The organism is Clostridium sp. CAG:43, assembly GCF_000434655.1.
GTDB lineage: Bacteria > Bacillota > Clostridia > Lachnospirales > Lachnospiraceae > Otoolea > Otoolea fessa.
Genome location: NZ_FR895102.1, coordinates 45,240 through 64,978, shown reverse-complemented (window position 1 = coordinate 64,978; position 19,739 = coordinate 45,240). Strand labels below are relative to the sequence as shown.

Genomic DNA, 19,739 nt, shown 5'->3' with positions numbered 1-19,739 from the left:
TCTTATTTCTGCTTTTCTGCCTGCCTCTTCTGACTTTTACCAGAAACCAGATTCAGCAGAAAGTCCTGGCGTACGCGATCGCCCCGCCGCTCCTGCAGACTCATGTGATCGACAACTGGTGGGGTGTTCTCTATCCGCCGCCCGCCCTGTCCGGAGGTGTCATGCCGGAAGAAAACTCAAAAAATCAGAGCGCCGATTCCGTCTCTGACGCTCTGATTTCTGATAACGATATGAACTGGCTGTCGCAAAAGAAACATATCGTTTTTGATGTAAACAAGAAAGCTGCTGCTCTGATTTCCTCTAAAGCTGACCCGATGACTTGCTCCAATCACTCGGAACGTTCTGGAACAGCTTCAGCTTCCAAAACAACCACCGAACCGACAGAATCCTCTTCGAACTCAAAAATAGCAGCCACGCACACCGTTTCCGCTGACAGCAGTCTGCCGGATAAAGCTCATGCTTCCTCCGACAATTCGATTACTCTTCGGGTAACGTGTCGTTTTTTATCTTTCCTTCCCGGAGGCTCGGAGTGATGAAATTCTCATAAGAATAGTTCCACAGCGTCTCCGAGCCCTTGGCGGTATTCTTATTTCTTCCAAGAATCTGGCTCAGATGCACGCCGCGCGTCGCCCACGCCTTTCCCTTGGAAGCATCATTGAGCATCGTCGGCTGGATGTTGTCCATCGTATGTGCAAACCGCGCTTCCGGCGTCTCCCCGGCTTCAAATTCATCCCAGAGAGCGCGCAGTTTTTCGCCCTGATCCGGCGGCAGCATTCCGAAAATGCGCTCTGCACCCTTTAATTCTCTCTCCCGCTGGGTTTTCTTCGCCTCCTCATCATAGGCATACGTGTCGCCGGCGTCGATCTCGACCAGATCGTGAATCAGAAGCATGGTAACCGTTTTCAGCACATCGAGCGGCTCATTGGAATACTCCGCCAGAAGCACCGTCATGATCGCCATATGCCATGCGTGCTCCGCGTCATTTTCCTTCCGCTCTCCGTCTGTCAGATACGTCTGGCGACCGATAAATTTCTCCTTATCTATCTCCCGGATAAATGCAAACTGCTGCTCCAGACGTTCTTTCTGTTTCTGATTTATATCCATTGTTTCCGCCTCCCTGGTCTATTTCACTACATTTCTAGTTACTGTTCACGCATACGTGCCCAGTAACGGAATTTGCCGTGGCTTCGCATTTAAATACGGCAAATTCCTGCTGCCACCACGTTTTCTTACGGCACTTTCTGTTCCAAAAGTGCCTATCCGTGAACAGTTACGGAAAAATGCCTCTTGCATTTATCCTCTCTTTACAGTCTCTTCCCTGCAAGAACCTCTTTATAATCCTTATAATTCTCCTCCAAAAGCTTCGCCGTATCCAGACCATACGGGCACATCGACTTGCAGTGTCCGCAGTGCAGGCAGTCCTCTATCTTCTTCATCTTCGCCTGTCCCTCCGGGGAGAGGTGTCCCGCTGACGGAGAACGGCGCAGAAGCAGGGACATACGCGCACAGTTGTTGATCTCGATTCCTGCCGGACACGGCATACAGTAGCCGCAGCCCCGGCAGAATTCACCTGCCAGCTCTTTCTGGTCTTTTTCAATAACAGCTTTCAGCTCGTCCGTCAGTTCCGGTGGATTGCCGATGTAGCTTAAAAATTCGTCCAGCTCGCTTTCCTTCTGTACCCCCCAGATCGGCAGTACATTCTCAAACTGTGCCATATAGGCATAGATCGCAGCCGAATTGGTCAGCAGACCGCCCGACAGACCCTTCATTGCGATAAATCCCATCTCGTGCTCCGCACAGGCCTTCGCCAACGCGATCTCCCGCTCGGTGGAAAGATAATTAAATGGGAACTGCAGGGTATCGTAAAGCCCCGACTCGATCGCCTCCTCCGCAATGCTCATGCGGTGGTTCGTGATGCCGATGAAACGGATTTTCCCCTGCTCTTTTGCCTCGAGCATCGCCTCATAAAGACCGCTTCCATCTCCCGGCTTCGGACAGACTGCCGGATTGTGGAACTGGTAAATGTCCACGTAGTCTGTTTTTAAGTTATGTAAACTCGTCTCCAGATCCTTCCAGAAGCCTTCCGCCGTCGTTGCCGCTGTCTTGGTCGCAATATAGATATGCTCGCGCACGTCACTCAGCGCATAGCCGATCTTCTCCTCACTGTCCGTATAAAAGCGCGCCGTATCAAAGAAACGGACACCCGCGTCATACGCCTTGCGAAGCAGTACCTTCGCATCATCAAAAGAAATACGCTGGATTGGCAGCGCGCCAAATCCATTTTTATTGACGATAATATCCGTCTTTCCAAGGGTAACCGGCGTACCGGCTACCCTTTCTCTTGCGTCCAGCATCTCTTTCAGCGCCTCGTCGCTGTCATCGATCCAGACATCTTCCTCATCGGCGTTGAGACCGAGATATTTTGCCAGTGTCCGCTCATCATCCGACCGGTTCCAACGGGAAATATAGCGATCGATTTCCTCAAATGGAACCTGTCCGGACAGGTACAATTCTTTAAATGTCATACTTCCTTCCGCTCCTTTAAATTCTTAAGTACCGTGATTTCCTGGTTATCTATGTGCCCCCTGGCTACCGCCTTTGCCTCCGCCATATGGCGCAGACGCAGTGCCGCCAATATTTTTTCATGCTCTAACTGCAGAATCTGCCGTTTATCCTCGTCCTTGATGTATTCCAGACGGAACCGGTACATCTGCTCACGCAGGTTGTTCAAAATCTGCACCAGACGCTTGTTGCGGGTCGAATGGTAGATCACGTCATGGTATGCCTCGTCCGTCTCCGCGATCTTCATCGCATCGCCCTGATCAATCGCCGCTTTAAATGCTTTCTGTGCTTCTTCCAATGCCTGCATATCTTCTTCCGTCATGCGCTGGCACGCCAGCTCAATCGCCAGTTCCTCCAGCGAACGGCGCACTTCCAGCACATCTTTCAGGCTTTTTTCCGAAATCCGCGCCACCTCCGCGCCGCGCCGCGGAATCATCAGAACGAGCCCTTCCAGCTCCAGCTTGCGGATCGCCTCACGGATCGGGGTGCGGCTGACGCCCAGCTTCTGTGCCAGCTGAATCTCCATCAGGCGCTCGCCCGGTGCCAGCTCTCCCTTTAAGATTGCCTGCCGGAGTGTGTTGAATACCACATCCCTGAGTGGGAGATATTCATTCATTTTAACCTCAAAATTGTTCCCCATCTGCGTGCCCCTTCCTGTTGTAAAAACTAGTCAGGTATACCTGTTTCGCCAGATCCTGGCTGCTGCCATAGCGGAGTTCCTCATACGCCGCCTGCGCCGCCGTCTGGTTCGTAAACAAGCCAAATACGGTTGGACCGCTTCCGCTCATCAAAGAGCCGTCCGCGCCCATCTCCATCATCTTATCTTTGAGTGTCTGAATCACCGGATTTTCCGGGATCGTCACCGTTTCCAGCACGTTTCCAAGCTGTGAAACGACGCCGGAGAGGTCTTTTTTCTCGATCGCCGCCCGCATCGCATCAATATCCGGATGCGCCTCTGCGCCCAGAGACGGCAGGTTTAAGCTCTCGTACACATGCTTCGTCGAAACGCTGACCGCCGGTTTGGCAATCAGCACGCGGCACTGCGGCATCGGCGGAAGCGGTGTCAGGATCTCCCCGATTCCCTCCGAAAGAGCCGTTCCCCGCATGATACAGTACGGCACATCCGCCCCCAGACGGACGCCGCGCTCCATCAGCTCCTGTTTCGAAAGCCCCAGTCCGAACATCTTGTTGACACCAAACAGGACTGCGGCCGCATCGCTGCTGCCGCCTGCCATCCCGGCTGCCACCGGGATAAATTTTTTCATCTTGATCTCCACACCGTCGCGGATTCCAAACTCATCCATCAGAAGCTTCGCCGCGCGGTAGCCTAAGTTATTTTCATTGTCCGGCAGATAATAAAGGTTCGTTGAAAGACGGATTCCCTCTTCCTCCGTCCGGTTCAGTTCGATCGCGTCGTACACGCGCACCGTCTGCATGATCATCCGCACTTCGTGGTAGCCGTCTTCTCTCCGGCGGACTACATCCAGACCGAGATTGATCTTTCCATATGCTTTCAGCTCCAGATGCCTGATCATCGGTCATTCCTCCCATCGTTCCCTTAGTGTAATCACACTAGATTGTATTTTTTCATTATTTTGTATACAAGCTATTATATCCTTTTTGCATACAAAATACAATAGAATCCTTGCAGGATGAAGGTACCTGAATGAATCCCATTTTTTCCGCCAATATCCGTGAAGCCGTGTTGGAACGCTTCGTGCAAAGCCGGATCTTATCCAGCTCCAGCGTTTCAAACCCATATTTCACAATCGCCCGGCAGGCTTCCAGCGCATAGCCCTGACGGCGGAACGGTTCATAAATATGATATCCCAGCTCTCCGTACGTCAGCCCCGCCTTTCCAACCAGCACACCGTCCTCGCGGCGTTCCAGCGCCCACAAACCGCACTCGGCAAAGCGGTACTGGTGTTTCCGGTATTCCTCGCGCTTGTTCCAATCAGAAAAAGTTCCGTCGGCATCCTCAGCGGATGCCGGTTCCAACGGATCGTCCTGGGAAAATTCACGGATGATGAGGCGGTCAGTTTCAGCGATGAGCCACGGGAGAGCCAGGTGGCGGCGGACGACGCGTTCCAGGAATGTTTCATCGGCGTCTTCAGGATCTGTAATAAGGTAAAGGCAAGATGAATAGTCGGCCGGCTGTTTTTCCTCATTTTCCCTCCATAAGCCAACAATAGCTCTCCCGGCTGCTTTCGCAGCCTGAAGAGCTTCGTTTTCATCAGAGAGAATCACCGGGTATGTCTGTCCCGCAACGGTTACTTCTCGTTCGATTGTCATAGATTATCTTTCTTTTCCTTTTTCCGGCTCCGGGTACTCCTCGCCGAAGGTGTCAACGGTCATCTTTTTGATCTTCTGCTCTTTCAGCGGACGATCGCCCCAGTCGGTGCGGACGCCGGCAATCTTGTCCACGATATCCAGACCTTCAACTATCTTCCCGAAGGATGCATACTGACCATCCAGATGCGGGGAAGTCTCATGCATGATGAAGAACTGGGAACCTGCGGAGTTCGGGTCCATCGCACGCGCCATAGAGAGAACGCCCTTGGTGTGCTTGAAATTGTTCGTAAAACCATTCTGGCTGAACTCACCCTTGATGGTATACCCTGGACCGCCCATACCATTTCCATTCGGGCATCCGCCCTGAATCATAAAGCCCTTGATGACACGGTGGAAGATCAGACCATCATAAAAGCCCTTCTTGATCAGGCTGATAAAGTTGTTGACTGTGTTCGGCGCAATCTCTGGGTAGAGCTCTGCCTTCATGATATCACCATTTTCCATCTCAATGGTAACAACTGGATTTTTCATGTATGTTTCCTCCTGAATTTTAAAAAATACCTCATTAAGTGGTCACATTATACCATAAAAATGTTCGAAAATCGACCGTTTTTCGTTCCATATTTGTCCATCTTCTTTACATTTCGTAAGTTTCTCCTCACAATTCATTCACATTTATGGCTTAAGATGTATATCACAATGTCGAAATGGACATTCTATGCGAAAAGATGAATGTTGCGCTCAGGAATCATCATCTGTCCTGCATCATACATCTGTGAGCAAACCAAGTCAAAAGAAAGGTTGGTAATGTACTATGAAAAAAACATATTTTGCAATCCTGGGCGCGGCTGCGATCCTCTCGCTCGCAACCGCCTGCTCTTCCCAAAACGTGAATGAATCGACTGCTAATGAATCGTCCCAGTCCGCCTCCTCCGGGTCCAGCTCGAATGGCATGGACGAAAGCAGCCCGATGGATGATTTAAAAGAAGACGCCAAAGACACCCTTCTTCCATCCGAGGGAACTGCCGATACAAAACAGTCCACAATGACCGGTACGATCAGCGACATCAAAGACTTTATGTTTACGATCACCGCCGATGGAACCGATTATGCATTCAGCTTCGAGCAGGATCAGAAACCAGACGGGCTTTCTGATGTAAAAGATGGGGATAAAGTTACCGTAACGTATACGGGAACCGTCAGCGAGGTGGATGCATTCAACGGAACCGTTTTATCAGTTAAAAAAGCGGAATAAGGATTGTTGACGTTACTGTTCACGCATACGTGCCCAGTAACGGAATTTGCCGTGGCTTCGCATTTAAATACGGCAAATTCCTGCTACCACCACGTTTTCTTACGGCACTTTCGGTTCCAAAAGTGCCTACCCGTATACAGTAACTTGTTGACACACTTTATACCCATATTTTTTATGGCAGTCTTGACAGACGAAGCACGCAAAATATCTGCGTTTCCTGCCCAGGCTGCCATTTTCGATCCTCTGAACATAAAATATATTTATCGTAATCATGGAATCCATGTTCCGCGTTCATATTTCGTTCACACTTCATTAAAAAACCTTTTACACAATTAACATGGTTTCTTCACGATTTTTCCCTATACTATAACCATAGCAACAAGCAATGCTTACAAATTTTTTTCATAATACCGAGCTGAGTTTATATCAGCTCTCCTCCCTTTTTCAATACCAAAAGACCTCTCACTGCTGGAGAGGTCTTTTGTTGTATCTGAATCCCTCAACTCTCTCACCGTTCCGGTCTTCGTACCTTCCTGCCAAGCAGCACCAGCGCTGCAAGGTTTGGCACCGCCATCAGCCCATTGAAAATATCAGATACCGCCCAGACGGCTTCCATCCGGCTGACGCAGCCGAGAAAGACCGAGGCAAGATAACCTCCGTGATACAAAATACATATTTTGTCAGCACGCTTCTGTGGGACATCCCGCATCAGCCATCCAAGTGCCTGATCGCCGATGTAAAACCAGGCAAGGATCGTGGCAAAGGCAAACAGCACCATACACGCTGCCGTCACTATGCCGCCTGCATTTCCAAAACGGGCTGCCAGAGCCGCCGCCACCGCGCCGCTGCCGCCCAGGGAATCGATCTTCTCGGTCAGATTGTGCGGAAATACACAGAGCAGTAAAAAAGCGGTCAGGCTGCACCCTATGATCGTATCGAAAAACACCTCGAAAATCGCCCACATTCCCTGTTTCTGCGCTTCCTGCCTCTGTCTTAGCCTCCCCTTTCCCTCACTCATCCCATGCAGCACCGCCAGACTCCCCAGGCCCGCCTCATTGGAAAACACACCGCGCGATACCCCGCTCCGGATCGCCGCTGCCATTCCGTACCCGGTCATCCCGCCCGAAATTCCTGAAAAATTCAAAATACTGCTTCCATCCGTCTGTCCTGCATTATCTGCCAGTCCAAATGCCCCGCCCACAATTTTCCCCAATACTTCCGGTATCTGATCGTAAAAGCTGAACACGGCGATTCCACCTGCCAGCAGATACAGCCCCGCCGATACCGGTACCAGCACCGAAGCCGTCCATCCGATGCGTTTTGCCCCACCAAAGAGCACCACGGCAGTCAAAACTGCCAGTATGATACCGGTTCCAAGCGGCGGCAGGGACGCTGCATAGCGCAGACTATCCGCCAGAGCCCCCGCCTGTACCATACATCCCATTCCAAGCGACGCCAGCACGCAAAACAGGGCATAGCATTTTCCAGCGAAACAGCTTCCAACCCCATTTTCCAGATAGACATAAGGTCCGCCCCCATACAAAATTCCCAGATAAACCTCCGTATATGCCAGCGCCATCCCCAGAAATGCCGCCGCCCACATCCAGAACACAGCACCCGGACCACCGATCGCCAACGCGGCTGCCACGCCCGTGATATTTCCCGTTCCGACCGTCGCCGCCAGCGCGGTGCAGGTCGTCAAAAGCTGTCCTTTCCCGCCGCTCCCAACCGTCTCTCCCCACCAGACTCTGATATGACGGATCGGAAATCCCCGCAGACGCACCATGCAGAGGACTCCAACCGCCAGAAACAGTCCCAGAAGCCACGGTCCCCACACCATTTTCTGTACGATTCTGAGCGCTTCCATCCGAGCACCTTTCTATATCTATTTTCACTCTATCAAACCAATCTTATGATTTACTATGATATTTCATTCTCCAAGCTGTGATATTGCCTTCCGAGAACTCTCTTTCCATCCACGTTTTGTTACTGTACACGCATACGTGTCCAGTAACCACATTTTCTTACACTTTCTGTAAACATCCGCAACCCCCATGACAAACCAGACCGGCAGTGCTACAATAAGCATATCGGACAGGCGGACAAATTTCCAAATCTCTGTCCTTCTGGAAAGGATGAAAACAATATGCCAGGTTTTACCACGCACTATATATTCGGCATGAAAGCATACAACGATATGCCGTTCACACCCTTAAAACACACGATCGCCAAATACCGCTGGCTCTACCAGCTCGGTCTGCAGGGACCGGATATGTTTTTCTACAATATCCCGATCCTGCGCCACCGCGATTACCGCAACGTCGGTTCCTATATGCACGAACACAAGGTAAACGCCTTTTTTGAGTGCTGTCTGCGCCGTATTGGAACCATCCGCTCGCGCCAGCAGCAGGAGGAAGCCATCTCCTATCTGGCCGGATTTATAAACCATTACATTGCCGATTCGATCTGTCATCCTTACGTGTACGGGCGCATCGGCTATCCGGTGGATGCCCCGACCTCCATGCATCACGGGATGCACGCACATCTGGAAAATGAGCTCGACGCGATCCTGCTCTGGAAATATAAAAAAAAGAAGCCGTCCGAATTTAACCAGACCGCCACGATCTGTCTAAATGGACAGGAAATCCAGTTTATTTCCCATTTCCTGGCTTCCTGCATCAACGAAACCTATTATCCGATCACCTACCGCAACAACTTCCAGGTTACTCCGGCGATGGTGCACCGCTCCATCTGGGCGCTGCGCTTCGGCTGCCGGACACTCTCGGACAAGAACGGCAAGAAAAAATTCGGCATTGCACAGGTCGAATCCATCTTCGTCAACCACCCAGTTGCTTCCGCGAAAATGGTAACGGACTCCGTAACCGACTACCGGAGCAGCTGTAACCTAAACCACGAAGCATGGAGCAACCCGTGGGATCCGACCCGCGTCTCAACCGCCTCGTTTGTTGATCTCTTCCATGAAACATTGGACAAATGCAGCCGTGTCTATGCGCTTTTAAACAGCGCCGTCACAGACAACATGCCGTTAGATAAACAGGATTTATCGCCGCTTCTGACGGAACTGGGGAATGAGTCTTATCACAGCGGACTACCCGTTGATTAAAAACACGTACTTCGGTTCCTGGTAAATAAAAGCTGTCATATGAGAAACACTCATCTGTTTCTCATATGACAGCTTTTGTGATCACTTTTCTCTTAATTATACACAGAAAATATCCCGTGTCTGTGCAGACAACCTCTTATTCTGCGTTCTCTGTCTCTTCCTCCGCCTCAGTCGTATCGTACTCGCCTGCTGCTTCCTTCTCTTTCACCTTGGAAATCAGCTCTTTGGTATCCGGAAGTTTGAAATCCGCGCCAGCCTCATAGGAACCGCTGATAAACCATGCGTCCTCGTTATCCTGGTCGCTCTCCGGAACGATGCTGTAGGACAGTGCATACTGTTTCCACAGTCCGCCGTAGGAATCTTCACCGGACATCTCAATCGAGAAGTCCTGGGTGTGGACAACGTCGTTGAATCCCTTGATTAAATCTTCCGCATAGGTTCCTATCTGATCATCCGGCAGATCATCCGCAACTACCCAGATCAGCATGATCTGTTTCTTGTTCGGCTCCATATAGAAATGGAAATCGCGACCGTACTCGTAGGTACTTGTATCCTTGAACATGTCTTCCGCGTCCATGCTGACCTGTGTCCAGTCAATCTCAACATTTTCCTGTGTCTCAAAATTCGGATCTCCGACTACCGTCTCAGAAGTCGGTTTTACAATCGTACTCTCCGTGCATCCGCTGAGCAGCGCCATACACGCAACCATCATTATCAGAAGTTTTTTCATCGTGTTCTTCTATCCCTTCATTCACTCATTCACAGCCAGAACCAGTCCGAACCGCATGGCTATTATATAATATCGCCTTTTGTTTTTGTAGTCATTTTAGAAAAATTCAAAAAATCTTCATACTTTCCAAAATCTCCCGTAAACAATCCATCCGGACCATTTTACCGCCATTTAGCGCATTCAGGTTGTCAATCCAGATCCTCAACCGTAAGCTCTGTGTCATCCTCCTGCACACCCTGCTGTGTTTTGGCATCCTCTGCCTCTTTCTGTGCAAGTTTTTCTTTCAGCGGCTTCTTTTCCGTGGAACCAGTTCTTGCTTTTCCACTCTCTGCCAGCCGGGACGCGGCTGCATCTGCCGCCGGAACCTGTCCTGAACCAGATCGCACATCCATGTCAGACTCTGCCTGCTCTGTGCTCTCATCTGCCTCCGCTGTGCCAGACGCCCAGTAGGACGCGCCCATCCGCTTTTCAAGCAGTTTTTCAAACTCTTCCTGCGAACAGCCGATCTCCTGCAGACGCTGTCTTCTCCGTTTTCTCCGGTCCTCCTGACGTCTCTTTTCTTCCTGGTGACGCCGGTAGAACAGCCATACAAGCGCCGCACACGCCGCTGCCAGAAGCACACTGACGACCACAATCAGCACCGTTCTCACCGATACTTTCGGAAGTTTCGGCAGGGTCAGGTGAAACGAAGATTTCGCCTGCTTCGATTTTCCGGACGCACCTGTATTGGATGCTGCCGAATCCGATGCCGTATTTCCGTCATCCGAAGCCGTCTCCCCGTTTGCTTCCGCTTCTGCCGCCGATGCGCTGATCAGATACACCTGTCCAATCTTGCGGTCATTGTATTTGTAAGAAAGCAGTGCCACCGCACCCTGCGGCGCATCCTCCGGCAGATCTGTTACCACCGTCTTCTCCGCATCCGCAAACGAAGCATCCTTCGGGAGCGTGATGACTGCCAACGTATCCATCGATAAATCGGACGGCTGATAGCTATTGTCTCCGATCTGCACCGGCTGATCGCCGCTTGTGTATGCCGTCTCATTTTCCGAAATATTTACATTTTTAAATCGTAGAAAGCCGAAATCCATCAATGCAATCGTATCCTGATAATGGGTCGCCTGCGTACTCTTCATCGTGACCGCGATCTGGCGTCTGTCATCCTTGATCGCATAGGTAACAAGCGTCTGCCCGGCAATCGATGTGTAACCGGTCTTTCCGGCTACCGCATATGGATAATAGTTCGGACTCTCTGTGTCAGTCGTGATAAGAAGCTTGTGCTCCGGCTGGATGGTCACACCGTCCGGATTGTTCTTCGTCGCCGGTAAGCGGTAGCTCTTATCCTTACTGATCGTTAAAAGCGTGTCATTTTTATACGCCGCCGATGCGATCAGCGCCATATCATACACCGAGGTGAGCTGTGTGTCGTCATTCAGACCGGACGGATTCGCAAAATGGCTGTTCTCACAGCCAAGCTCCGCCGTCTTCTCGTTCATCATCTTCACAAAACCGTCGCGGCTTCCGCCCACATGCTCCGCCAGCGCATTCGCCGCCTGGTTGGAAGAACGCATCAGCAGCAGGTAGAGACAATCGCGCACCGAAAGCGTGTCGCCCTCCTCGATGGAGTTCTTGTTTCCGCTGCCATCTTCCACGTTGTAAACAGCATCGTGGGAAAATGTGATCGTATCATCCAGACTGCTGTTCTCTATGACTACGAGCGCCGTCAATATTTTCGTGATACTTGCCGGCGCCTTCTGCACATGGATGTTCTGCCCGAATAAAACCGCCCCGGAGTCCGCATCCATGACAATGCCTGCCTCCGACTCGATCCCCGTATCCGAGGGCCAGTCCGGCTTTGCAAATGCCGTCATCGGCATTCCGGCAGCCATCAGTGCCGTGATCATCAAACTTATCAGTAAACGTCTTAATCTCTTCATACGATTCCTTCCTGTCAGCTTTCCTTTTCCAGAAATCCTTTTGTATCATGAACGATATAAATTGGACGATCCTTCAATTCTGTAAACAGGATCGCGATATACTCCCCGATAATTCCCACAATCACGAACAGCATCGCGAACATAAAGCATAAAAGCACTACGATCGTCGCGTAACCATTGGGCGTTCCTTTGACCGCCCACTCATAAATCGTTTCCAGCATCACGAGCAGCCCCAGAAAGCCCACGATAATTCCCGAGTAAATGCCGAGCTTTAGCGGCAGATCCGAAAAGCAGAGAATCGTATTGATCGAAAATTTAAATAATTTCCGGATGCTGTACTTGCTCTCGCCCGCCACCCTGGCTCTCGCCTCATACTCGATGGTCGTCCGGTTAAATCCGATATTCTGCACATAGCCGCGCAGAAAACGCACTTTTTCCCGGTAATTGGTCTTTAACACCTGCGCCGCATTGGCAGTCAGCGCAAAGAAATCGGATGCGTTATTTTCCAGCTTCACATCTGAAATCTTGTTCAAAAATTTATAAAAAGCAGAAGACGTCAGGTTTTTGATGAATCCAGCCGATTTATTTTTCGTCCGGACCATGTTGATAACCTCATAGCCCTCTTCGAATTTTTCGATTATCTGCGCCACACATTCCGGCGGATGCTGCAGATCGGCATCCATACACACGATGCCCTCCCCGCTGCTGTGGTCCAGCCCCGCAAGCATCGCCGCCTCATGGCCAAAGTTACGGGAAAAGTTGATCACACGTACCCGCGGATCCGCTGCTGCCAGTTCTGCCAGAATCTGCCCCGAGGCGTCCGCACTTCCGTCGTTGACAAAAATCAGTTCGTAATTCCACGGCAACGCCTCAAAAACCGGAGTTGCCTCCCGATAGAACTCATGCAGCGCCTTTTCCTCGTTGTAAACAGAAATCACGATCGAGATCGTCTTTGGTTTCTGTCCGTTCATATTTTCCATCCTGTTCTGCATGGTTGTCTGTCTGGTTTCATTTTTCTTCTTATCTTCCATGCTGTCTGTCCGTTTTTTCTTATCTTTCTTACTCATATTTCATCTTTCAATTAAGCATCCGGGTCATCCAAAATTTCGATCGCTATCGAAGAATGTGCCGGAACCCGTTTTTCCACCGGCGGCAGCGTCATATAGTCGCCATAAATCCACTCCAGCACTTGCTCATAGCCCACCGGCACCATCAGCTTTGTGTCCTCAAACGGCAGATCCACCGCGTGCTCGCACCATGCGCCCTCCAGCGTTACATAGAGATAATCCGGCTGGTAATTGCTGTAATACCAGTGTTTCGTCTTCTTTTTGCGATCCTTCGCCGCTGCAAGTCTCTGCAGCTTAAATAAAACCGGCATCGGGACAAGGTGTCCCACACCTGCCAGCACACCAACCCGCAGCTTATCCATCAGGCTGTATTTGCTGAAATCAATCTGATCACGGTGTGCGATCGCCATTCCGTAAATGACCTTCTGAAGAAATTTTGCGCTCCACGCGCCCACCTTACTATCCGGCAGGCGGTCAAGGACGAACAGATCCACCCAGAGATGGTTTAATTTTCCCTCATAAAACTGCATCTGCTCATTGTCCTCATGGACGCGGCTGTTGTCATAGATGACGCGCGTTGTAAAATCATAAAACACCTTGCCACCCCGGATCTCCTCCGGGCGCAGCAGGGACATTCCCTCCGGCAGCTCCCGCGGCGCTACCTTCAAAAACATCTCATAATTGGCACGTGTAAATGCCAGATCGACATCATCATCCCACGGGATAAATCCCTCATGACGCACCGCGCCCAAAAGTGTCCCGGAATCCAGCATATAGGAAATCTTGTATTTCCGGCAGATCCGGTCTATCTCCTTCAAAAGGCGCAGATTCGCCCGGTGAACCTTCTCAAGCCCCGGATACGGCGGCAGTTTGACCGCCCTGCGGCTCTCTGATTTTTCCTCATTCATGATGGTTGTCCCCTCATTTTCTCCTGTAACTGTTCATTCTCTGTCACAGCTGCTCATTTTCACAGGCATTTTCTTACAGGCAGAGTATCTCCCCGCCTGTGAATTGCCGCGATCCCCGTCCCTACTGACGGCATGCCTCACGAAGTGTCTTTGCCATATAATCAATCATTTCATCTGTCATGCCCGGATAAACGCCGACCCAGAAGGTATCGCGCATGATACGGTCGGTATTTTCCAGAGTTCCGGCTACGCGGTAGCCGCAGTTTTCTTTCCGCATCTCATCAAAGCACGGATGCTTGATCAGGTTTCCGGCAAAGAGCATACGCGTCTGCACGCCCTTTTCCTCGACATATTTGACTACCTTGTTCCGATCCACGCCCTCTTGGCAGGTCAGAAGGAAACCAAACCAGCTCGGATCGGAATGCTCACAGGCAACCGGCAGGATATATGCGTCCTCGGTTCCGGCAAGTCCCGCTTTCAGACGGGCAAAATTGTGTTTTCTGCGCTCCACGAAGGATGGAAACTTTTCAAGCTGCGCACAGCCGATCGACGCCTGCAGGTCGGTCGCCTTTAAATTATATCCAAAATGGGAGTATACATATTTATGGTCGTAGCCAAGCGGCAGCTCACCATACTGGCGGTCAAATCGGTGACCGCAGAGGTTATCGCAGCCGGACGGGCAGACACAGTCGCGTCCCCAGTCGCGGAAGGAACGGATAATCTTGTTTAAAAGCGGATTGTCCGTGTACACGGCGCCGCCCTCGCCCATCGTCATGTGGTGCGGCGGATAAAAGCTGGACGTTCCGATATCTCCGATCGTACCAGTAAAATGCCACTCGCCGTTCAGCTCATAGCGGCTTCCGAGGGCATCACAGTTGTCCTCCACCAGCCACAGGTTATGACGGTCACAGAATTCTTTTACCTTCTGTAAATCAAACGGATTCCCCAGTGTGTGGGCGATCATAACCGCTTTCGTCTTCTCTGAAAGCGCCGCCTCCAGCTTATCGGCGTCGATGTTGTATTGTGGAATCGTCACATCCACAAACACTGGAACTGCGCCATACTGGATCGCCGGGGTTACCGTCGTCGGGAAACCTGCCGCAACCGTGATAATCTCATCGCCGCGGCACACCCGGCGCTCTCCCAGCAATGGGGAAGTCAGCGCCATAAATGCGATCAGGTTCGCGGAGGAACCGGAGTTTACAAGGGAACAGTATTTGACGCCCAGGTAGTTCGCAAGCCCCGCCTCAAACTGATCGGTGTAACGTCCGGAGGTCAGCCAGAACTCCAGCGCACTGTCTACCAGATTGACCATCTCATGGTTATCGTAAACACGGGACGCATACGGAATCCGCTGTCCCTCGGTAAATTCTTTTTTCTGATTATGATATTTATCGCAATACTCTGCCACCAGATCGAGAATCTGCTGACGCGCAGCCTCTTTTCCGTCCGACAGGGTTACTTTTTCTTCTGACATGTTTCTCCTCCTGCTTTTGCTACCGTTCTCTGCCGCAGCCGTATCAGCTCTGCCTGCTGCCAGACACACCTTTCGTGCAGCCGCCTGCATCTATCTATGTTTCTTCAAACCGAGCCGCATACGCCCGGATCTGCTCATCCGTCACCTCGCGCATATCCGCTCCGGCAAGCCACTTCTTCGACCATTCCACCGTCGCAGCCATCGCCTCTTCTACATGGAAGTGCGGCTTCCAGCCAAATACCTTTTTCACTTTGGAACAATCCAGTTTCAGAAAATTCGCCTCATGCGGACCTCCGTCATAGCGGTTGATCCAATGCATCCCGCCGCCCCATGTTTCACAGAACAGATCCGCCAGACGTCCTGTATTGACGCAGTCACAGTCATCCGGTCCGACGTTGTAGCAGCCCGCCAGCTCCGCATTTTCCCACTGCACCTTTGCCACCGTCAGATACAAAAACAGCGGCTCTAACACATGCTGGAACGGGCGCGTCGAATGCGGATTCCGCACGATGATCGGCTCTTTCTTTTCCGCTGCGCGCACGCAGTCCGGCACGATCCGGTCCGCCGCAAAATCACCGCCGCCGATCACATTGCCAGCACGACAGGTTGAGACGGCGCAGCGGCCGTCCGTGAAGAACGACTGCTTATAGCTGTGTGTCACCAGCTCCGAACAGGATTTGCTATTGGAATACGGATCATAGCCGTCCAGCGGGTCATTTTCGCGGTAACCGTACTCCCATTCCTTATTTTCATAAACCTTATCCGTCGTCACATTGACGAGAGAGCGGACGGATTCACACTGTCTGGCGCATTCCAGCACATGAACCGTACCCATGACATTCGCCGCATACGTGCCGACCGGATCCCGGTACGACTCGCGCACGATCGGCTGCGCTGCCAGATGGAGTACAATCTCTGGCTTCGTCTCATCAAACACCTGTTTTAAATGGGCAAAATCGCGCACATCCCCATCCACATGGTGAATCGTCTCCCCCAGATGCAGGATCTCAAACATCGACGGCTCGGTCGGCGCTTTCAGCGCGTAGCCGGTCACCTCCGCCCCCGCCAGATGGAGGATGCGGACCAGCCAGCTTCCCTTAAAGCCTGTGTCACCGGTCACAAGGACCCGTTTTCCTTTATAAAAATCAAGAAGTTCCATGGTTTTCCTCTTTTTAATTAATTTCGTGATTTCATCACTCCATTATCTTTGCTGAGTGCTCTTATTATATTTCTCAGCCGTCCACTCACGAACCCGCGCTATCGCGCTCTACCGCCCTGCTTCGCATGGCTGTTCGTTCGTTAATGGCGCAAGAAAAGAATATGTCTGCTTCGCAGCCGCATTCTTTTCTCCTGCGCTCATTATATTTTTTCATGAATACAGCTGTAAACACATTGGAATTTCATTTTGACTCGGCTTCATAAGGTATTTAGATAGAAGCCGCAATCAGTCAAACTTCGACCTAAATGTTCTTTTTACTGTCTGTCTTTCCCATCCCACACACCATTTTCATCTACATAGTAGCCGTCCGGTGTCAGACGTCCAACATACAGGATGCCTTTTCTTCCGTCTGAGGTCGGGTGGAAATAGCACCATTTGCCGTCAATCAAGACCCAGCCGGTCTGCATGCCGTGTTCCGGATCGAGGTAGAACCAGCCGTTGTAGTCTTCGTCGCGCATCCAGCCGGTCTTGATATAGCCGCTTTCATCGAACGCCCACCAGTTGCCGTTTACCTGCTCCCATGCATATGCAATGCCATTTGTACCGCGTTTTTCTGCCTTCGGGTAGCTGCTGTCGGCAAACCGCAGCCACCAGCCGTGTTCATCCTGCATCCAGTGACTCTTTCCGTCATTGGCAGTGCTGTTGGCAGTTCCTGTGAGAATACCTATGGTGCTGTTGGTTCTTCCCTTCACCGGATCCTGCCTGGTCGCTCCGCTGCCGGAAGACTTGTCACGTCCGGAGGAAGAGCTCTGGCTGCCTGATTGGCCTGGCTTGTCGGAGTTATCTGGCTTGTCGGAGTCTTCTGGCTTATCCTCTGCCGGTGGAGCTGCCTTACTGATTTCAAATGTAAGGGATGCCGGAGTTGGTGTGTTGTATCTGGATTCCCACGTATTAAATTCGCCAAAGCCAAATTCGGCTTTGATTGTGTGGGTGCCTACCAATGATTCTCCTGGCTTCGTCCACTTAAGTACAGCGGTTCCATCTTCCCCAACCGAAACTATATCTGCATCCGGGTTTTCATTATCATAGAAATGAACATAACCCTGCAGCTTGTCCTGGTAAACTCCCTGCACGCTGGCAATGATATCAAAATCCTCTTCCTCTGTTCCCAGAATTCCTTTCGAAAGCTTATCATACTTTCTTACAGGATTTGTGTCTATTCCTTGAATTTTCCCTTACAGTATATTATTTCCACAGCTTCCAGGGCGCATTGCCTTCCTGCCACATCTGTTCCAGCTGCATCTTGTCACGCTGGGTATCCATACATTTCCAGAAACCGTCGTGGCGGTATACCATCAGCTGTCCGTCCTTGGCAAGCTGCTCCAACGGCGCTTTCTCAAAGACGGTATCATCGCCCTCGATATAGTCAAAGACGCCCGGTTCGAGTACCATGAAGCCGCCGTTGACGATCTTGCCGTCATCATCGTTCTTCTCACGGAACTCGCGGATGTGTCCATCGCTGTCAACATCCATGACACCGAAACGCTGTCCGATGTTGACGCCGGTCAGGGTCGCGATCTTGCCGTGCTGCTTGTGGAATGCCACCAGCGCGTCCAGATCCACGTTGGAAACGCCGTCTCCGTAGGTCAGCATGAACGTCTCATCCCCAATGTAATCGCGGATACGTTTGATACGACCGCCCGTCATCGTGTGCAGTCCGGTATCGACCAGCGTCACGCGCCACGGCTCGGAATAGTTGTTATGCACCTGCATCTCGTTCTTCGCCAGATCGAAGGTCACATCCGACGTATGCAGGAAATAATCAGCAAAATACTCTTTTACTACATACTGTTTGTAGCCCAGGCAGATCACAAAATCATTGAATCCATACTGGGAATAGTGCTTCATGATATGCCAGAGAATCGGCTGTTCTCCGATCTCGATCATTGGCTTTGGTTTTAAATGGCTTTCCTCGCTGATTCGTGTGCCGAATCCACCCGCTAATATTACAACTTTCATTGCACTTCTCCTTCTGTCCATCGTTTTTATCGAAATATATTCAAATGGTTTTCTTCCAAAATTCTCATCGCATCCCGCACTGCATCCGGGTCGTTATGCAGGTAGGTTTCCAGATCCTCATCGCTCGCCGTCCGGTAATTCAGTCCCAGCTCCCTTGATACCTGTAAATATGCTTTCCGGTACGGTGCTGTCCGGATTTCTGCCCGGGTTGTCCATGCATTTCCAAAGACCGTCAGCACGGTAAATGCCAGCATACAGACCTTTAAAAGTGTGCGGGCTGCCCGTTTCTCCGGCACGCGTGTTTTCGCCTTATCTGCCTCTGTTTCCTGCGCCTTTTCCCGGCACACACTCCAGACGAGTGCAAACGTAAGCAGAATTCCTACAATTCCCATCTGATACTGTATCTCGTACCGCGAGGACATCCCGTACTCGTCCTTCAGGAAAATCCACCGCGCCGCCAGCACCAGCAGATGGTTACAGCCGCCGCTGAGAACCAGCAGAAGCGGAAAAATAGTCTTTTTATAAAGCTGAAACCGCACATTCAGATACAGTGCCAGCAGATACGAAACAAACACTGCCAGCCCCAGCAGATACACCAGATGCAGCCGGACAAACCAGGGGCTTCCTGCCTCCAGATCCTGAATCTGCGCCACGCCAATCACCGACGATGCCACCGCTTTCAGCAGAAACCGCAGGAAAAAGAGCGGCTGGGCGGCAAATTCCTGAGCGATTGAAACATCCGTCACTGCTCCACGGTGCACGTAAACTGCCTGTGAATTGCTCCAAAGATATAATACCATCGCAAGAACCGTTGTCAATGCCCCGATGCACCAGGTTCTCCGGCACTTTCGGCTCCAGGAGCGGCTGCTTGTTTCAGNNTCGTTCCGCCTGCCATGGTGATGCTTACATCTGCAGAACCCGGGCCTTTGATGGTCACCTGTCCCTGTTCGTCCACGGTGAGAACCTTTTCATCAGAGCTTTCATATTTCAGAACTCCATCTCCCACTACAGTCACACCAGTCAGTGGAAAGCTGTCATCTCCATAGGTTTTTTCTCCGGTCCATGCTTTCTGGTCGATTGAAACCGAACCCTGTATCGGACGGATCGTTCCGGTCTGAGCTGGATATATGATACGGTAATTCTGCAGATTTACTGGATTCTCACCCGTCTCAACCGTTGCCTTTGAGGAATCAATGGTTACCGTCTTATCGG

Annotated in this window: 19 protein-coding genes; 3 read left to right on the top strand and 16 right to left on the bottom strand. The window is 51.2% G+C overall.

The features are described 5' to 3' along the window. Positions 1 to 104 precede the first annotated feature (104 nt). The gene (locus tag QVO97_RS09450; RefSeq protein ID WP_288189539.1) at positions 105 to 533 is read left to right on the top strand and encodes a hypothetical protein; all 429 of its coding nucleotides are present in this window, start codon (positions 105 to 107) and stop codon (positions 531 to 533) included. Here QVO97_RS09450 and QVO97_RS09445 read toward each other — a convergent pair. From QVO97_RS09445 to QVO97_RS09420, 6 genes are all read right to left on the bottom strand, one after another. Next, positions 478 to 1,104, bottom strand: a complete 627-nt coding sequence (locus tag QVO97_RS09445) for an HD domain-containing protein (protein ID WP_022360086.1) — start codon at positions 1,102 to 1,104, stop codon at positions 478 to 480. The two genes, QVO97_RS09450 and QVO97_RS09445, sit on opposite strands and share 56 nt — an antisense overlap. A 200-nt stretch (positions 1,105 to 1,304) precedes the next feature. Next, entirely contained in the window at positions 1,305 to 2,525 is a 1,221-nt protein-coding gene (locus QVO97_RS09440; RefSeq protein WP_022360085.1) for an aldo/keto reductase, read from the bottom strand. Next, the gene (locus QVO97_RS09435; protein WP_107000683.1) at positions 2,522 to 3,202 is read right to left on the bottom strand and encodes a GntR family transcriptional regulator; all 681 of its coding nucleotides are present in this window, start codon (positions 3,200 to 3,202) and stop codon (positions 2,522 to 2,524) included. Before QVO97_RS09435 ends, QVO97_RS09440 begins: the two co-directional genes overlap by 4 nt. Beyond that, positions 3,186 to 4,097 (bottom strand): 4-(cytidine 5'-diphospho)-2-C-methyl-D-erythritol kinase, encoded by a 912-nt coding sequence (ispE, locus tag QVO97_RS09430; protein WP_022360083.1) that lies wholly within the window; start codon positions 4,095 to 4,097, stop codon positions 3,186 to 3,188. The genes QVO97_RS09435 and ispE overlap by 17 nt, the downstream gene beginning before the upstream one ends. 55 nt (positions 4,098 to 4,152) lie before the next feature. Beyond that, entirely contained in the window at positions 4,153 to 4,854 is a 702-nt protein-coding gene (locus QVO97_RS09425; RefSeq protein WP_022360082.1) for a GNAT family N-acetyltransferase, read from the bottom strand. Between the two features lie 3 nt (positions 4,855 to 4,857). Next, the gene (locus tag QVO97_RS09420) at positions 4,858 to 5,385 is read right to left on the bottom strand and encodes a peptidylprolyl isomerase (RefSeq protein WP_022360081.1); all 528 of its coding nucleotides are present in this window, start codon (positions 5,383 to 5,385) and stop codon (positions 4,858 to 4,860) included. 283 nt (positions 5,386 to 5,668) lie between these two features. Here QVO97_RS09420 and QVO97_RS09415 point away from each other — a divergent pair, with 283 nt between their 5' ends. Further along, positions 5,669 to 6,109: a hypothetical protein gene (locus QVO97_RS09415; RefSeq protein ID WP_022360080.1), complete on the top strand. Its 441-nt coding sequence runs from the start codon at positions 5,669 to 5,671 to the stop codon at positions 6,107 to 6,109. Between the two features lie 508 nt (positions 6,110 to 6,617). Here the strand turns inward: QVO97_RS09415 and QVO97_RS09410 are convergent. Continuing rightward, entirely contained in the window at positions 6,618 to 7,976 is a 1,359-nt protein-coding gene (locus tag QVO97_RS09410) for an alanine/glycine:cation symporter family protein (RefSeq protein ID WP_022360079.1), read from the bottom strand. A gap of 279 nt (positions 7,977 to 8,255) precedes the next feature. On the opposite strand from QVO97_RS09410, the gene QVO97_RS09405 reads away from it, so the two are divergent. Continuing rightward, positions 8,256 to 9,233 (top strand): zinc dependent phospholipase C family protein, encoded by a 978-nt coding sequence (locus QVO97_RS09405; protein ID WP_022360078.1) that lies wholly within the window; start codon positions 8,256 to 8,258, stop codon positions 9,231 to 9,233. Between the two features lie 136 nt (positions 9,234 to 9,369). Here QVO97_RS09405 and QVO97_RS09400 read toward each other — a convergent pair whose 3' ends face one another. The 9 genes from QVO97_RS09400 to QVO97_RS09360 all read right to left on the bottom strand — a co-directional run bounded on the left by QVO97_RS09400 (position 9,370) and on the right by QVO97_RS09360 (position 19,327). Continuing rightward, on the bottom strand, positions 9,370 to 9,963 hold the full coding sequence (locus QVO97_RS09400; protein WP_022360077.1) for a hypothetical protein: 594 nt from the start codon (positions 9,961 to 9,963) through the stop codon (positions 9,370 to 9,372). A gap of 188 nt (positions 9,964 to 10,151) precedes the next feature. After that, positions 10,152 to 11,897, bottom strand: coding sequence for a D-alanyl-D-alanine carboxypeptidase family protein (locus QVO97_RS09395; RefSeq protein WP_022360075.1), 1,746 nt, complete (start codon positions 11,895 to 11,897; stop codon positions 10,152 to 10,154). 14 nt (positions 11,898 to 11,911) lie between these two features. Beyond that, positions 11,912 to 12,964, bottom strand: coding sequence for a glycosyltransferase family 2 protein (locus QVO97_RS09390; protein WP_369678405.1), 1,053 nt, complete (start codon positions 12,962 to 12,964; stop codon positions 11,912 to 11,914). A 14-nt stretch (positions 12,965 to 12,978) separates the two neighbouring features. Next, the gene (locus QVO97_RS09385; RefSeq protein WP_022360073.1) at positions 12,979 to 13,872 is read right to left on the bottom strand and encodes a LicD family protein; all 894 of its coding nucleotides are present in this window, start codon (positions 13,870 to 13,872) and stop codon (positions 12,979 to 12,981) included. A gap of 121 nt (positions 13,873 to 13,993) precedes the next feature. Continuing rightward, positions 13,994 to 15,349: a lipopolysaccharide biosynthesis protein RfbH gene (gene rfbH, locus QVO97_RS09380; RefSeq protein ID WP_022360072.1), complete on the bottom strand. Its 1,356-nt coding sequence runs from the start codon at positions 15,347 to 15,349 to the stop codon at positions 13,994 to 13,996. 94 nt (positions 15,350 to 15,443) lie between these two features. After that, positions 15,444 to 16,508 carry a CDP-glucose 4,6-dehydratase gene (rfbG, locus tag QVO97_RS09375; protein ID WP_022360071.1) on the bottom strand — a complete coding sequence of 355 codons (1,065 nt, stop codon included), beginning with the start codon at positions 16,506 to 16,508 and terminating at the stop codon, positions 15,444 to 15,446. Between the two features lie 314 nt (positions 16,509 to 16,822). Further along, a complete protein-coding gene (locus QVO97_RS09370; RefSeq protein WP_022360070.1) occupies positions 16,823 to 17,641 on the bottom strand; it encodes an Ig-like domain-containing protein in 819 nt (272 codons plus the stop codon). Positions 17,642 to 17,753: 112 nt separating this feature from the next. Next, positions 17,754 to 18,527, bottom strand: a complete 774-nt coding sequence (gene rfbF / locus QVO97_RS09365; protein WP_022360069.1) for a glucose-1-phosphate cytidylyltransferase — start codon at positions 18,525 to 18,527, stop codon at positions 17,754 to 17,756. Positions 18,528 to 18,553: 26 nt separating this feature from the next. Further along, on the bottom strand, positions 18,554 to 19,327 hold the full coding sequence (locus tag QVO97_RS09360; RefSeq protein WP_022360068.1) for a hypothetical protein: 774 nt from the start codon (positions 19,325 to 19,327) through the stop codon (positions 18,554 to 18,556). Positions 19,328 to 19,739 lie beyond the last annotated feature (412 nt).

Coding starts and splice junctions, on each gene's coding strand:
- QVO97_RS09390 (WP_369678405.1), bottom strand. CDS start 12,964: ATGAGTAAGAAAGATAAGAAAAAACGGACAGACAGCATGGAAGATAAG.
- QVO97_RS09425 (WP_022360082.1), bottom strand. CDS start 4,854: ATGACAATCGAACGAGAAGTAACCGTTGCGGGACAGACATACCCGGTG.
- QVO97_RS09400 (WP_022360077.1), bottom strand. CDS start 9,963: ATGAAAAAACTTCTGATAATGATGGTTGCGTGTATGGCGCTGCTCAGC.
- rfbG (WP_022360071.1), bottom strand. CDS start 16,508: ATGGAACTTCTTGATTTTTATAAAGGAAAACGGGTCCTTGTGACCGGT.
- rfbF (WP_022360069.1), bottom strand. CDS start 18,527: ATGAAAGTTGTAATATTAGCGGGTGGATTCGGCACACGAATCAGCGAG.
- QVO97_RS09435 (WP_107000683.1), bottom strand. CDS start 3,202: ATGGGGAACAATTTTGAGGTTAAAATGAATGAATATCTCCCACTCAGG.
- QVO97_RS09405 (WP_022360078.1), top strand. CDS start 8,256: ATGCCAGGTTTTACCACGCACTATATATTCGGCATGAAAGCATACAAC.
- rfbH (WP_022360072.1), bottom strand. CDS start 15,349: ATGTCAGAAGAAAAAGTAACCCTGTCGGACGGAAAAGAGGCTGCGCGT.
- QVO97_RS09385 (WP_022360073.1), bottom strand. CDS start 13,872: ATGAATGAGGAAAAATCAGAGAGCCGCAGGGCGGTCAAACTGCCGCCG.
- QVO97_RS09420 (WP_022360081.1), bottom strand. CDS start 5,385: ATGAAAAATCCAGTTGTTACCATTGAGATGGAAAATGGTGATATCATG.
- QVO97_RS09445 (WP_022360086.1), bottom strand. CDS start 1,104: ATGGATATAAATCAGAAACAGAAAGAACGTCTGGAGCAGCAGTTTGCA.
- ispE (WP_022360083.1), bottom strand. CDS start 4,097: ATGATCAGGCATCTGGAGCTGAAAGCATATGGAAAGATCAATCTCGGT.
- QVO97_RS09395 (WP_022360075.1), bottom strand. CDS start 11,897: ATGAAGAGATTAAGACGTTTACTGATAAGTTTGATGATCACGGCACTG.
- QVO97_RS09440 (WP_022360085.1), bottom strand. CDS start 2,525: ATGACATTTAAAGAATTGTACCTGTCCGGACAGGTTCCATTTGAGGAA.
- QVO97_RS09410 (WP_022360079.1), bottom strand. CDS start 7,976: ATGGAAGCGCTCAGAATCGTACAGAAAATGGTGTGGGGACCGTGGCTT.
- QVO97_RS09360 (WP_022360068.1), bottom strand. CDS start 19,327: ATGGTATTATATCTTTGGAGCAATTCACAGGCAGTTTACGTGCACCGT.
- QVO97_RS09415 (WP_022360080.1), top strand. CDS start 5,669: ATGAAAAAAACATATTTTGCAATCCTGGGCGCGGCTGCGATCCTCTCG.